General features: G+C 42.9%; 12 protein-coding genes. All 12 read left to right on the top strand.

The annotated features are described in order from the left end of the window. Window positions 1-422: 422 nt before the first annotated feature. The 12 genes from AC1DP6_RS19280 (at window position 423) to AC1DP6_RS19335 (ending at window position 15,828) form a co-directional block, all read left to right on the top strand. The gene (locus tag AC1DP6_RS19280; RefSeq protein WP_477056290.1) at window positions 423-1,286 is read left to right on the top strand and encodes a hypothetical protein; all 864 of its coding nucleotides are present in this window, start codon (window positions 423-425) and stop codon (window positions 1,284-1,286) included. A gap of 209 nt (window positions 1,287-1,495) precedes the next feature. After that, entirely contained in the window at window positions 1,496-3,007 is a 1,512-nt protein-coding gene (locus AC1DP6_RS19285) for an alpha-L-fucosidase (protein ID WP_477056291.1), read from the top strand. Window positions 3,008-3,157: 150 nt separating this feature from the next. Next, complete coding sequence (locus tag AC1DP6_RS19290) at window positions 3,158-4,021, top strand: AraC family transcriptional regulator (protein ID WP_477056292.1); 864 nt, start codon at window positions 3,158-3,160, stop codon at window positions 4,019-4,021. A gap of 156 nt (window positions 4,022-4,177) precedes the next feature. Continuing rightward, window positions 4,178-4,555 carry a hypothetical protein gene (locus AC1DP6_RS19295; protein ID WP_477056293.1) on the top strand — a complete coding sequence of 126 codons (378 nt, stop codon included), beginning with the start codon at window positions 4,178-4,180 and terminating at the stop codon, window positions 4,553-4,555. A gap of 486 nt (window positions 4,556-5,041) precedes the next feature. Beyond that, window positions 5,042-6,841, top strand: a complete 1,800-nt coding sequence (locus AC1DP6_RS19300) for an AMP-dependent synthetase/ligase (protein ID WP_477056294.1) — start codon at window positions 5,042-5,044, stop codon at window positions 6,839-6,841. A gap of 39 nt (window positions 6,842-6,880) precedes the next feature. Then, a complete protein-coding gene (locus tag AC1DP6_RS19305) occupies window positions 6,881-7,627 on the top strand; it encodes an AAA family ATPase (RefSeq protein WP_477056295.1) in 747 nt (248 codons plus the stop codon). A gap of 149 nt (window positions 7,628-7,776) precedes the next feature. Further along, on the top strand, window positions 7,777-8,700 hold the full coding sequence (locus tag AC1DP6_RS19310) for an alpha/beta fold hydrolase (RefSeq protein WP_477056296.1): 924 nt from the start codon (window positions 7,777-7,779) through the stop codon (window positions 8,698-8,700). A gap of 627 nt (window positions 8,701-9,327) precedes the next feature. After that, window positions 9,328-10,548 carry an acyltransferase family protein gene (locus tag AC1DP6_RS19315; protein ID WP_477056297.1) on the top strand — a complete coding sequence of 407 codons (1,221 nt, stop codon included), beginning with the start codon at window positions 9,328-9,330 and terminating at the stop codon, window positions 10,546-10,548. A gap of 122 nt (window positions 10,549-10,670) precedes the next feature. Beyond that, complete coding sequence (locus AC1DP6_RS19320) at window positions 10,671-11,432, top strand: polysaccharide biosynthesis/export family protein (protein ID WP_477056298.1); 762 nt, start codon at window positions 10,671-10,673, stop codon at window positions 11,430-11,432. A gap of 10 nt (window positions 11,433-11,442) precedes the next feature. Continuing rightward, complete coding sequence (locus AC1DP6_RS19325) at window positions 11,443-13,806, top strand: GumC family protein (protein WP_477056299.1); 2,364 nt, start codon at window positions 11,443-11,445, stop codon at window positions 13,804-13,806. After that, a complete protein-coding gene (locus AC1DP6_RS19330; RefSeq protein WP_477056300.1) occupies window positions 13,799-15,139 on the top strand; it encodes a flippase in 1,341 nt (446 codons plus the stop codon). The genes AC1DP6_RS19325 and AC1DP6_RS19330 overlap by 8 nt, the downstream gene beginning before the upstream one ends. Continuing rightward, entirely contained in the window at window positions 15,136-15,828 is a 693-nt protein-coding gene (locus AC1DP6_RS19335) for an FkbM family methyltransferase (protein ID WP_477056301.1), read from the top strand. Before AC1DP6_RS19330 ends, AC1DP6_RS19335 begins: the two co-directional genes overlap by 4 nt. The last annotated feature ends 1 nt before the right edge of the window (window position 15,829 follow it).

Genomic DNA, 15,829 nt, shown 5'->3' on the forward strand with positions numbered 1-15,829 from the left:
ACTTAAGGAACTTACTATCATCACAAGGAGCAGTGTCTACGTTGAGGTGTGGTGGATTAACCCTTCAGTAAGTGTGAATGTTCAATAATTTCCGTGTGTAAAAGAACAATCTGGGCGTAAAATACGAGAAAAAACACGATATAACCAAATTTCCATGCCCAATAAAAATTAATTCCACATTAAAAAAACATTAACACCCGCCGCTGATTAGTTATACTAACTTTTTTCAGAATAATACTAAACCAACAGATCAGGCTTTATTTAACTAAATCCACTGCTAAAACAACGCAGCGCCGCAAATAGCGAACTATGTGAAAATATTTTTTTTACTTAAACGATATCCATTTACTTTGCATCCTGATTAACGCTAACCCAAAACGGAACTATCATTATTATCCTATCTTCATAAATCCATTTTTATAATGAAAAATCCATTTCTCCTCTTTTGCCTGCTAATACTGGCATTAGCATCTGTTGCCCAGCAAACCACTAAAACAGATATGGTGATTAAAACAAGCGGCGACATTCTTAAAGTACAGGTATTTAAAGTCACCAACAGCACCATCAGTTTCAGGTATCCCGGAGAAGCTGTTGAGAATGTAATACCAACAACAGAAATCAACAAGATCGTTTTTTCGAGCGGCAGGGAACAGAGCTTTAGCAGCAATGTACCTGCTAAAAAAAATGATAGTCAACCTCCTGTTACTAATGATGCCCCCGCTCCTCCACTGAAAGAAACCGGTAATAACAGTGCCTTACCTGTTGCACCTAACAGCGTTGCCATCATACCTCCTTACTTCACACAGGAAGGTGTTTATCGTAAAGACCTCAGTGATCTTGCGCAATCTCATATCATGGACTTTATGCGTAAGAATAAGAAAAAGATCAATGTTACACCAGTAGATATAAGGGTTATAAATACACGATTAAGAAGTGGCAACATTGATCTCACTGCTATTAACAGCTATGATATTGCTGCCCTCGCACAAAAAACAGGTACAGAATATATATTGATGTTTGATCTTTTTAAAACTTTTAAAGAACGACAACAGAGCACTTACAGCAGTGCAGAAAGAAATAGTAACGACCATTCTGTTACCAGCACCGCTACAGATAAAGACGCCTATAACATCAGCGCAGAAGTATCGCTCTATAAAAGTGATGGCACAGTTGTATACCAACGTCGCGTGAAGCCACTGGACCTTGGTCCTGAACTTACATTGGAAGATGACCTGTGGAAAGGTTATATAAATTTTCTCATGAAGAGGACTCCGCTTTTTAAATAATTTATTCATCCTGCCTGAAGTAAGCAGCTTATTTCAGGCAGGATGCTCCTACCTCTCCTGGTTGCATCTGCAGTAACCTGCGCGCTGATTTATCTCCCGGCCCCGGTGCAGGGCAAAATACCATAGTAAACAGGCAATTTTGTCGACAGGTGTTTTTTATTATAGCGATACTTTTGGATACTCCTTATTATTCTAAATAGTATCTACGTATGAAAATACAATTGCTGAAGCATTCCCTGCTAACCGGTGCAGTTGCCGCCTTAACAACGCTGGCTGTTTCCGCTCAACAACTGCCGGTAACAAAAGGGCCCTATCAACCCACCAACGAATCTTTAAAACAATACCAATACCCCGAATGGTTCCGCGATGCCAAGTTTGGTATATGGGCGCATTGGGGGCCACAGGCAGTACCACGCATGGGTGACTGGTATGCCAGGGCTATGTATGAAGAAGGCAGCGCGGACTATAAATATCACGTGGCCCACTACGGACATCCTTCCAAATTCGGTTATAAGGATATTATCCCACTCTGGAAAGCAGAGAAATGGGATCCGGAAAAGCTGATGGCACTTTATAAAAAAGCGGGGGCCAGGTACTTTGTCAGCATGGGCAGCCACCACGATAATTTTTTTCTCTGGAACTCTAAAATTCACAAATGGAATGCGGTGAATATGGGACCTAAAAAAGATGTAGTGGGTTTGTGGCAGCAGGCAGCTAAAAAAGAAGGGCTGTATTTCGGTGTATCAGAGCATCTTGCGGCCAGCTATACCTGGTATCAGCCGAGCCACCGCGCTGATAAAGGCGGGGATTTAAAAGGCGTCCCTTACGATGGAAACGATCCGGCTTATGCTGATCTTTATCATACTGCCGCTGCGCCCGATGATAAAGGCTGGCTCACCACCAATCCGGAATGGATGAAATTATGGTATAGTTACGTAAAAGAACTGGTAGAAACCTATCATCCTGACCTGCTCTATTCTGACAGTCAGCTACCCTTTGACGAAATTGGTCGAAGCATGCTGGCCAACTACTACAATGATAATATTGCCTGGCACAAAGGCAAACCTACCGCTGTGTATAATTGTAAGCAGCCCTCCGAAGGGATGTGGGCACAGGACCTGGAAAGAGGCGTCCAGGATACGATCAGTCCATTTCCCTGGCAAACGGATACTTCCATCGGCGACTGGTACTATCGCACGGGGCAGCACTACAAATCTGCCACTGATGTGCTGCGTATGCTGGTAGACATTGTCAGCAAAAACGGCAACCTGCTCATCAACATTGTACAAACACCTGAGGGCGACCTGGAACCCGATATGCTGAAAACGCTGGATGAAATCGGCAACTGGATAGCGGCCAATGGCGAAGGCATCTACGGCAGCCGGCCCTGGAAAATATATGGCGAAAAACCGGCCAATGCCACCACGGTTAAAGCAGGCAATTTTAACGAAGAAAAAGTAAAATACACAGCGGAAGATATCCGGTTTACCAGCAAAGGCAATTACCTGTATGCCTACTTCCTGGACACTCCCTCCGGTGATATCCGCATCAAATCATTAGGTAAAAAAGGCAGCCTGAATAATAAAACAATTGCCTCGGTAAAAATGCTGGGCAGCAATGAAAAAGTGCAGTGGAAAGCCGAAGATGATGCCCTGGTGATCAGCAAACCCGCTCACCTGCCGTCATGGAAGGTCATTGGTTTCAAATTCGGTTTTAAATAATGATGCCAGCCGTTACCGCTGTCACAAACGATTCCCTTAGAGGCGGCTGGGAGGAACTTCTTCCCTGATTCTTACAAAAATGAGAAAAAATACTTACATTTAAGAGTAAGTATAAACCATTTTTATTTCCTTTCCGGCCACAGCACGATTATGAAAGCAGTACTGAAGAAAGTTACTCCGCCACCAGAGAGTTCCTTTACTGTAAGAAAAGATATAGGGGAAAACATGCGTAATATCTGGCATTTTCACCCTGAACTGGAATTGTTGTTCATAAAGAAAAGCTCAGGTACCTGGCTGATAGGCGACTATATCGGCCCTTTCCAAAGCGGTGATGTTGTTTTAATTGGTGCTAACCTGCCCCACTCCTTTCGTCATGAGGATACTTTTATCCGTGAACAGAAAGGACAATCCGGTGAGGCGGTGGTAGCCCTGTTCAAACAGGATATACCCAGCAGTACCTTGTCCGCATGGCCGGAAATGCGTAAACTCACCCAACTGCTGTCACTCTCCCGTCAGGGCATTAAGCTGGAAGGCGACACCTGCCGCAACGTTGCCGGTATGATGGAAGACCTGCTGGTACAGTCGCCCGGCAGCAGATTACTCACCTTGCTGCAGATACTGTACCTGATAGCTGAAAGTGGTGACTATACATTGTTATCGACAGAAAGTTTCAATTATGATCCGTCTCAGCATGATAACCAACGGCTGAAAACCGTGATTGAATACACGCACCACAACTTCCGGAGTAAATTAACCCTGGAAGATGCAGCCGCATTGGTGCATATGACCGGCACTTCATTTTGCCGGTACTTCAAGCTTAAAACAGGAAAAACATATGTCCGGTTTCTTACGGAATTAAGGATTGGATATGCCTGCCAACAACTCATTGATTCTGATAAGAACATCACGGAGATCTGCTATGAGTGCGGCTATAACACGTTGTCTCACTTCATCAACATGTTCAAATTAATAACAGGAAAAAGACCACTGGAGTATAAAAGTCATTTTAAATAAAGCCCTCACTATCGCTACCAGGATGTCGGCAAATACCATCTTTACTAGTGCAAAATTAAATTGCTCATCTTTCTGAGTTTTCCTAAATTGATATAGTTACCCGGTAACTCAAATAACCGATTTAAACCCGTAATTCCTCACATCAAAAAAGTAGGTATGAAAACTCTGATGCGCGCCATAGGCGCCGTACTCCTGTTTTGTGCTGTTTTTATTGTCAGCAAAAAATCCGGTATCCTGCCGTCCGTACACCCGGTTGCCAATACACTGGCAGTAGCCACTCCCAGCAAATATGCCCTCGCTTATAATGACGAGGTAACACTGAAATACATGTATGGCTCCACCGTGATGTTTGATTGCACAGGGCGTAATAAAAAACTGATCAATGGCATCTGCGAAACCGGTATCAGGGTAAACGACCAAAGTGTACCCGGCAGCGGTGGACGCTGGTACTGCTACTACCACTACGAATTCAGTGATGGATCTACCAATGGGCCGTACAGTGAAACCAACACGGCGCCGTGTTTCATTGATTAATAATACGATCGCTCCGCATAATTATAGCCGGCCCTTTAAAAAGGACCGGCTATTGTTTTTAGAAGGTCATGTATGCTGTCGTTTTCCCTCTCCTGGTATCAAGTTGTATAGTGCATGAAGATTATCTGCAAAAGTGTCGCCATTATGTTGGCTCCGTTGATCCTATGCCTGAAACAAACTATGTATATATAGTAGCACCGCAGCAGAGGTGGAGTTGAGGTGGAGGTGAGGTGGACTTGATGCGGAGATGACTTTCGGATGTACAACCCAGTCACAAGATGAATGGAAAGTTTGAATCGGCCATAGTAGCTATTCTTCAGCACCAGGAGGCAGCTGAGGAAAAAGATATATTATTCAAAGGAAACAGGTGTAAAGAGTTATTCATGAAAATATCTCCCGGGAGGAGATCGCTTTAATAAATTATATTGTTTATTTAGTATATTTAGAACAACAGGAACAAGAACGAACTTTCATTAAAATCGCGTTATGAGCAATATCCCGAAGAAGCAAAGACTTTTTGATGCAATTAGCTGGCAGTTATCACAATTCCCTAAACCGGATATGCTGGCGGCGAAAGTAAATGGAAATTGGAAAACCTATGATACCGCCAGTGTCAGCGACATAGTAAACCGTTTCAGCGCAGGACTATTGCAGCTGGGTGTGGGAGGAAATGATTTTACCCCCGAAGGCGCCGATAAAATTGCCATTATCAGTAACAACCGCCCGGAATGGATCTTCACAGACATTGCCGTTCAACAAACCGGTGCGGTACTGGTGCCGATATATCCTACTACCAATCCAGCCGAATTGCAGTTCATCCTGCAGGACGCCGCCGTGAAATATATGTTTGTGAGCAGTAAAGAGTTGCTGGATAAAGTGAACAGTATACGGGATGGGGTGCCTACTTTACAGCATGTTTATACATTTGACGAAATACCCGGTACTACACACTGGTCCGATATTACGGCTCAATCTACCCCCCAACTGCTGGCCCGTGTGGAAGAGATAAAAGACAGCATTGATCCGCATCACCTGGCTACCATTATTTATACATCTGGTACTACAGGCACACCCAAAGGAGTAATGCTGACGCATCATAACATTGTCTGGAACCTGATGATGTCAAAGGCATCTTTTCCATTTGAAGATGCCCCTCAGCCGTTTAAGGTATTAAGCTTTCTGCCGTTGAATCATATCTTTGAAAAATTGGTGACTTATATATACATGTTTAGCGGCATCAGCATTTATTATGCGGAGAGCATGGATACCCTGAGCGCCAACCTGAAGGAAATCAGCCCGGATGGCTTTACCACGGTACCCCGCTTGCTGGAAAAAGTATTCGAAAAAATCATGGCCACCGGCAACGGTTTAACCGGCATTAAACGCCGCCTGTTTTTCTGGGCGGTTGCACTGGCTTCAAAATATGATAACAACATCAGTGGTGGTGCCTGGTACAACCTGCAGCTGGCCATTGCCAACAAACTGGTATTTAGTAAATGGCGACAGGCATTGGGCAATAATATCCGTTTTATCGTGACTGGCGGCGCTGCCTGCCAGGAAAAGTTACTGCGCATTTTTAATGCCGCCCGTATCCCGGTATTTGAAGGATATGGACCTACCGAAAACAGCCCGGTTATTTCTGTAAACAGGAAATCCCCCGGCGGCGTGAAGTTTGGTACCGTAGGACCTCCTATCAACGGACTGGAAGTAAAGCTGGAAGAAGATGGAGAGATTTGTGTAAAGGGGCCCAGCGTGATGAAAGGGTATTACAAACGTCCTGACCTCACCGCAGAAACAGTGATAGATGGCTGGTTGCACACCGGTGATGTAGGTGTTTGGGTAGATGATAAATTCCTGAAAATAACGGATCGGAAAAAAGAACTGTTTAAAACCAGTGGCGGAAAATATGTGGCCCCGCAGCCGATTGAAAATAAGTTCAAGGAAAGCCCTTTTATTGAACAGATCATGGTAGTAGGCGCCGGGCAAAAATTTACGGGTGCATTGATAGTGCCTGCCTATACCTACCTGAAGTACTGGATGAATCAGCAGAATATTCCTTACACCACCAACGAAGCCGCCATTAAAACCCCGCGGGTATTGGAAATGTACCAGGAAGTGGTGGATAAATACAACCAATTCTTTAATCATGTGGAACAGATCAAGAAATTTGAACTGCTCACAGAAGAATGGAGCATTGCCGGTGGGGAAATGACACCTAAACTTAGCCTGAAACGAAAAGCAGTCATGGAAAAATTCAAGGATGTGGTAGCGCAGATTTACAGCTAACAATCTTTCCCTTACTTTTGCGCAAAACAAGGATCGGTGATGGTAAAAAAAAGAGGACTGTTAACACTGAGTTTCAACAGGGATAAAATAGCATCTTCCAGGGAGTATCCTTTTAATATTCCTGCATTGAGAAACTTTTCCTCGCTGGAATTTCATCCTAAAGTCACTTACCTCTCCGGTGAAAATGGAATGGGTAAATCTACCCTGATTGAAGCCATTGCTGTCAACTGTGGTTTTAATCCGGAAGGTGGTTCCAAAAATTTCAATTTTGCTACCCGGGCTTCTCATTCTGTATTACACGAGTATATCAGGATAGCCCGGGCACCGATACGACCAAAAGATGGCTTCTTTTTGAGAAGTGAAAGCTTTTTCAACGTGGGAACCAATATTGAACATTTAGATGAAGGTCCTACGGGCCGGGTGATCCAGGATTATGGGGGCGTTTCTTTGCATGAACAATCTCATGGAGAAGCATTTTGGGCGCTGTTTATGCACCGCTTCTCCGGAAATGCCTTATATATCCTGGATGAACCTGAGGCCGCCCTCTCTCCCATGCGACAAATGGCGATGCTGACAAGAATGCATGAACTGATTCAACAGGATGCCCAATTCATCATCGCTACCCATTCCCCCATCGTAATGGCTTATCCTGATGCCACTATTTATGAGCTCAGCGAAAAGGGGATACGGAAAACAAGTTATACGGAAACGGAGAATTATAAAACATCCCGGCAGTTTATTAATAACCATGAAAACATGGTGAAGATTTTATTGGGAGAAGGCTGATGGCGAATAAACTTCTTTACATTTCCTTTCTACAGGCCGTTCATTGAAAGCAGCCGCTTCATATTGTCCAGCATAAAAAAATACTAAAGCTTTCCGGCTGATATCTCCCGCAGATAAAATAATTTGCGGCCGCTGAGTTAAACTACAACATGAAACACATTTTTCTATTAGCCGCCTTATTTCTGCTGCTTTTGCCGGCGCAGGGGCAATCTCTTTACATTAAAACGTTTGGGCATAAAAACGGCCTCCCTGTCATATTTATTCATGGTGGCCCCAGGGGCAACTCATTGCTTTTTGAAGCAACTACTGCGCAACAACTGGCTAATAGCGGCTTTTATGTGATTGTATATGACCGCAGAGGCGAGGGCCGGTCTACCTATGAAAATGCAAAAGTGACCTACCAGGAAGCATTTGACGACCTGAATGGTATCTATCAACGATTCCGGCTCACACGTGCGAACCTCATCGGCTTTAGTTTTGGCGGGTTGGTGGCTACGCTGTTTGCCCAAAAACATCCGGAGAAAATAGATGCACTTATTCTGACAAGTGGCCTGTTCTCCCAGCAGGAAACTTATGATCATATCCTGGATTCCGTAAAAACTATTTATACACGAAAACATGATACGTTAAAATTAAAACAGGTATTATCGGTTTCAAATCTTTCTAAAAATTCAGCGGAGTATCGCAAAGAATGTTTTGCATTAGCCGCTGAAAATGGATTCTTCAAAGTCGCCAATAGCACGGAGGCGGCAAAAAAAATCTATGCTGCCTATGATGCAGGCGGCTTAAAAGATATCAGAAATGATCAGGCACCCGAACTTTTCTATAAAAATGAAAAGCGTACTAACATTGATGTAAAGCCGATACTGTCCGATTTAAAGCGCCACAATATGCGCATATATGCATTGTATGGAAAGCAGGATGGCATCTTTTCTATAGCACAAATAGGCAGTCTCCGGAATATAGTGGGCGACTCCCATTTTGAGTACCTGGATAGTGCGTCACATTATCTTTTTGTGGACAGACAAACGGCTTTTCTGAATAGTCTGCAGCAGTGGTTAAAAAAGCAGTAAGCGAGGGAAAGTGGAATAAATAAAATAATAGCCATCATTTTCCAGGCGATAATCGCATAGTAAAAAGCCCGTTCCATAGGAGCAGAAGATATTTTATTGATAAAAGCCGGTTCCTGTTAATCGTGTATCTATCGGTATTGCCGTGGCATTTGACAGATGCTATTAATACACTTTCAGGAGAAGAAAACCCTACTATCTCCCGAACTTTTTTTACACCTTCCATTTACGATATGGGGCCGTTACATATTCCTCTTGTGCTCCGGTATCACCTCCCTTTTGCCGGCCATTCAGGCGGCTTACAAAGTTTATAAATACTAAACCAACAGGATAGATTTCCTGTGGAGATCTTAAGTAGTTGAGGCAAGAAACGTGTAGGCATCGGAGTTAACCATCCCCCTTTTGAGAAGCCGAAGGAAGCGCTACCTGATGCTGTTCATTTTGTTCATTTTATAACCAGGCATCCATTTTATCCTTTCTATCCCGCTGTCAGAGTACATTTCATTATTATATCTAAATTAACATCATAAAGCTGCGTTTTTGTAGTGTCTATTAACGCTACTTCGATCAAAATCTGAAATAAAAAGTGAATTAGGATCATCATCAATCAACTAGCTATCGAAAATCCAAATGGCATCCTACCCAAAACCACCCCAGCACTTTTACACGCTTGATGCATTCAGAGGCATTGCCGCCATGATCGTAGTAACATACCACTGGCAGTTTTTCTATTATGCAGACTATACCTATGTGCCCGGAGGATATGATAAAACAGCACTTCCGTTATACCGGTATTTCTCCCTATTCTATAATGATGCCCCGGTAGCGGTGGACCTGTTCTTTCTGCTATCAGGTTTTATATTCTTTTGGTTGTACGCAGACAAAGTCGCCAATCATAAACTGACTTTCAGGAAGTTTATGGGATACCGGCTTAGCCGGCTCTACCCCATTCACTTTGTTACCTTAATACTGGTGGCAATACTGCAATGGCTGATGTTAAAAACAATGGGCCACTATTTCATCGGACAATATAATGACGCTTATCATTTCGTGTTGAATCTCCTGTTTTTACAAAGTTGGGGATTTGAGAAAGGGCCATCATTTAATGGCCCAGCCTGGTCTGCCTCCGTAGAAGTATTCCTGTATTTAGTGTTTTTCCTGGTCTGCTACCTGAGATTACAAAACAAAAAGGTATTGTTACTGCTCATGCTCCCTATTGGCGCATTCCTGCAATATTATTTCAGCCTGATTGGAAAAGGAATGTATTCCTTCTTTTTAGGTGCACTTGTTTACTATTGGTACATTTGGTTAGTAAAAGAACACAAGGCCAATAAAACCTTACCCCTGCTCATAACCATCACTGTATCGCTATGGATCATGATACTTGCGGAGTATCACCTGTCTTTCATGCAGAACCTGTGGTTAAAGTACTACCCGCTGGTAATGCCCGGCAAAAAACCTGAATCTGCACTGGCAGCGTTTGGGCTACTCAGAAACTTCTTCTTCCGTACCGCTGTTGCACCATGTACCGTTTTAACCTTTGCATTATGGGAAACGGTGAAAGGTACGATTAACAGCAAATGGGGAATAATGGGTAATTGCAGTTATGCAATGTATCTCCTTCATTTTCCCTTAATGATAACTTTCGCTCTTGGCATTGACCTTTTCGGTATCAACCGCATGGCATTGCATTCACCATATACTTTATTACTGTTTTTCCTGGTGCTGATACCGCTCAGCTTTGTCGCTTACTATTATTTTGAATTGCCTGCCCAGGAAAAAATCCGGGCAACATTTTTCAAAAAGAATAAACCAAATATTAGTATTACCGAAGTCGAAATAATAACGTAGAAGGATCCTGTTTAAACTGGCTTATCAGCTGTCTATGCTGGGCCTCCCGATGTGTGTAGTGATTGATGCTTTCATGGTTCACTTTTCACGCAATACCTGCATTTATATATTAATTACTAAATATGGGATTAAAATTCAGATTACCACTGATCATGTTACTGGTTATCATTTACGGTTGCTCCAGCAGCCGCAAACTGACCTATTTCAATGACCTGGCCGCCACTTCAGGAGCCGACTCCCTTAACCGGCTACAACAACTAAAAATACAGCCCGGTGATATTCTGCAGATCACCATTACTACACTTGACAAAGAAATATCGCAGATTTTTAATCCAAATGCTGCTGCCTCCGGTTCCACTACCAACAATGGCATGGAACAGGGTTACCTGGTAGACAGCATCGGAAATATAGCCTTACCCGTTATTGGCAAAATAAATGTAAAAGACAAAACAACTGCTGAAATCAATGACCTGGTATCACATGAGCTGGAGAAAACAGTCCGTAATGCTTATGTATCCACCCGCCTGGTTAATTTCAGGGTATCAGTATTGGGAGATGTTGCCCATCCGGGCTCTTTTCGTATAGGCGCAGAAAGAGCGTCTCTCCTGGATGCGTTGAGTATGGCAGGTGATCTCAATGTAACTGCTAAACGAGACGATATCATGATTATTCGGGAAGTAAATGGTATAAAAACGTATGCCACCCTCAACCTGAACGACAGCAAAACGCTCTCCTCTCCTTACTATTATCTCAGCAATAACGATGTTATTTATGTGAAACCTGGCCCTGACCGTACGTTTGCCACGTCCAAAACGATACAGTTATTACCAGCTATTATAGGTGTGATATCACTTCTTACCACGATTGTCATTCTAAGTAAATGATCAGCAATATATGAATCAGCATAAAGCCACCAACAACAGAAACGCTGTTATAGATCTGAATGATCTCTTCCAGAAAATAACTTTTCACTGGCCATTATACCTCCTGGTAATAATAGCTGCAGTGACTGCGGCCATGCTTTACCTGAAGTACAAGAAACCGATATACATGTCGACCGCTAAACTTTATCTCAAAGACGAGAAAAAAGGTGGCGGAGAAGAAATGGATGCGCTGAAATCGCTGTCAATGTTCAATAGCAGCAAAAATATAGAGAATGAAATGGAGGTCCTCAAATCTCCCATACTCCTGCAAAAAGTAATCGCCAATAATGGCTTTAACCTGCGCTATTATGTAAAGGGAACAGTCAGTAATGAAGAAATTTATAGTCATCCTCCATTAACCATCCGCGTGTTGAGCGACGCTTCAAAAGTAGGCAATTACATTTTTGATGTAACGACAGCGAATGGCCAACTCAGGATAAAACGAATCAGTGATACGATAGACTCCAGCACACAATTAACAGTCCGGCCTGGAGAACCATTTGTAATAGCAAAAGATAAATTCGTCATCACCTATCCTACATCCGGCTCAGACAGAGGAAGCCAGAACTTCCGTATACGCGTGGATTCCGTAATAGAATTTGCTTATGACAAGATAGAAGAGATAGGCACCGCACTGGTCAACAGGGATGCGACAGTCATACTGGTAAGTTTCAAGGACCCTATTCCCGAAAGAACCGCCGACTTCCTGAATGCTTTACTCGATGCCTACAATGAATATACCCTCGATGATAAAAATAAAGTCACATTCAAAACAGTAGATTTTCTCACGGTCAGGATTGATTCATTGAAAGAAGAACTCGGCCTGCTGGAACAACAGGAAGAAAGTTTCAAAATACAAAGAGGCATTACGGATATTGATGCCAGCTCAAAACTGGCACTGGAACAGGTAAAAGACGCAGACATCCGCCTGAGCGAGGCTAATATGCAGCTGTCTGTATTTAACCAGGTAGAAAACTACGTCAGTAATCCCTCCAGCGACTATCCTTTTGCCCCCATGTTAGGTAACGTTGATCAAACGCTCACATCCATGATCAACCGATATGAAGAAGCCCTGAGAGAAAAGAAACGATTGTCGCTCTCCCTGAAGCCTACCAGCGATATCTTAAAAAATGTGGAATCACAGATCACCGACACCAGGCAAACCATCAAAGACTATATCGCAGGTTATAAACGGAATGCCGGCGTTGTGCAAAAGAAAACGCAGGATAAGGTAAACCAGATTCAACAGAAAATAGCGAATATACCTACCTACGCAAAGGAATATATCAATATTAAAAGACAACAGGGGGTAAAGGAAAATCTATATCTCTACCTGCTAAAGAAAAAGGAAGAAGCGGCGGTAGCGTATGCGAGCAATGTAGTAGACAACAAAGTCATTGCTCCTGCCTACATACCTGACAAACCCATCTCCCCGCGAAAAACCATTGTATTCATTGGTTTCGTGGCGGTAGGACTGATTCTTACCAGCGCCTACATTTATCTGAAGTATTTCTTAAATCCAAGAGTACTTAGTAAAAAAGAAATCGAACAGGTATTTGATCTGCCGGTGATCGCTGAAATCTATCAACAGGAAGAAGGTGCAAGGGATATGTCTCTCCAGAATAAATCCGTACTGGTAGAACAGATCTTTAACATGCGTACCAACCTTAAATTCCTGCTCACCGGACAAACAGGTACTCCCACGATACTACTTACCTCCAGCATCTCAGGTGAAGGAAAGACATTCCTCTCCGCACACCTGGGTAATGCCCTAACGGTGAGCAATAAACGAGTAGTGCTCCTTGAACTGGATCTCAGGAAACCAAAGCTCTCCCAGTTCCTGGGAATGGATAACAGCGTAGGCGTCACCAACTATATTATTGGTAACAAAACGATAGATGAGATCATCAAAAAAGTACCGCATACAGACGGTCTTTACCTTGTTTCATCCGGGCCTATTCCTCCCAACCCGATTGAATTAATAGAAGGACAACGCATGGCTGATCTGCTGGATCGCCTGAAAGCGGAGTTTGATTTCGTGATCATTGATATGTCGCCGATCGGCATTGTATCTGACGCAAAAAGTATTGCACAACAAATAGACTGCGCCTTGTTTGTGGTACGGTACAATTTCACGCATAAGTCCAAATTAATACCTGTATCTGAAAATATCAGGAAAGGATTCTTCAAAAAAACAGGGATCATTTTCAACGGTATAGAGCAGGATACCTTCTATCCATATTACTATTATGATCATTATTCCTACACAGAAAATAAGCGGAATAATAATACCTGGGCATCATTGGTTAAAAAAATAAAACAAAGAATTGCATAAATTATTTGAAAATAGCGGTTGGCTGCTGATAGATAAGCTGAGTAAACTCTTCCCCGGCATTATCATCATGGCGCTCATTGCCCGTTACCTGGGACCCGAAGAATTCGGCATATGGAATTATGCCCTGGCACTTACCACTATCATTGGTAGCGTAGCGATACTGGGTATGGATAAAATTGCTGTTAAAGAATTAATCCATCATGAGCAGCAGCAAGGGGCAATTGTTGCGACTATTATCTTTATGAGATTGCTTGCCAGCATCACCTGTTTGCTGGCAAGTGTCAGTATTGTGCTGGTTACCCGGAAACATCAGCAACTTTACCTCTATTGTACCATTTTTTCGTCCCTGCTCATTGTACTACAATCCTTTGATGTATTGGATTATTTCTACCAGGTAAAAAGCAATCTTAAAAGAGTGATTATCCCTAAGGTATCTGTCTTCATTACTTTTTGCGGGATTAAACTACTCATTATATTCTTCCATGGTACGCTGCTCACTTTCTTATGGGCATCGGTCATCGAGTTGCTGATTACCTACCTGATCATATTGTTGATATACAGGTACCACTATACTAACGGATTTACCCTGCACGTGGATATACCACTGGCGAAAATGCTGCTGGCGCAAAGCTGGCCGCTGATACTATCCAACCTGCTGGTAGTCCTGTTCCTGAAAGTAGACCTTGTATTACTCGATATCCTTTCCAGTCCGGCTGAATTGGGTAAGTATGTTGCGGCGGCCAGGATATCCGAACTCTGGTATGCCGTTCCCACTGTTGTGGCGGTAGCGGTGTTACCGGGGCTGATAGAAAAGAAGAAAAACAACGAAGAAAGGTATCTGCTTACATTGGAAAAATGGCTGCGCTTATCTTTCTGGTTAAGTCTTGCTATCTCTCTGTTTATTACCCTCACGGCACAATTCATTATTCCGTTTTTATACGGTAAAGGATATGCGGCTGCTTCACAGATACTGATGATCCACATATGGGCCAGCATCCCGGTATTTACCTGTATCGTTTTAGTACAGTACCTCTTCGTGGAGGGGAAGTATAAAATTTATCTCTATGGCAATATCTCCGGGTTACTCGTCAATGCCGGTATTAACTTCCTCCTGATTCCTGCTTATGGCGGAGTGGGCGCTGCTATCGCATCAGTAGTTGCATATAGTGCCGTATATGGAACAACGATGTTGCTCGACAAAAGCGGACAAGGATATCTGCTGACCAAAAAAATATTTCATCCATTGCGGATGATTTCAGATATGAAACAGGTACACTCAAGCTTTAAAGTATTTACTGGCAAGCTATTAACCGTAAATCAAAAAAAATTATGAGTGGTTTGAGGAACATAGCAGTAAAAATAGTCTCTTCCTTATTTCCCAGACTCCGTTATGGTGTGCGGGCATACAGTTCTGAGGGAGAAGATCTTATTCTGCAAAGAATCTTTGGCCAGAAAGAGAACGGCATATATGTAGATGTAGGTGCACACCACCCCTTCCGGGTGTCAAATACTTACCTGCTGCATAAAAAAAAGTGGACCGGTATAAACATAGATCCCCTTCCCGGTTCGAAAGCTTTATTCAACAGGCACCGACCTAAAGACACCAACCTGGAAATGGGGGTATCAGCAGTAAAGCAGCAACTTACGTACTTCATATTCAACGAACCTGCTTTAAGTACTTTTTCTCAGGAAAAAGTAAAAGAGTATACACAGGCCCCTCAATACCGGGTCATCAAAGAGCAAAAAATAGATACCTGGCCATTGGCTGATATATTGGATAGATACCTGGCCAAGGATGTTTCCATTGACTTTCTCACCATTGATGCAGAAGGACTTGATATGGAAGTATTACGCTCCAACAACTGGAGTAAATACAGACCGGCTTATGTACTGGTGGAATCACAACCATTTGAGCTATTTCATATAGACAACAGTGAACTCTGTCAGTATATGAAACAGGAAGGATACAGCATATTCGCAAAAACCTATTACACTTATTTCTTTAAAAATATGAAACCATAAA

The sequence above is a fragment of the Chitinophaga sp. 01L420 genome, from assembly GCF_056399985.1.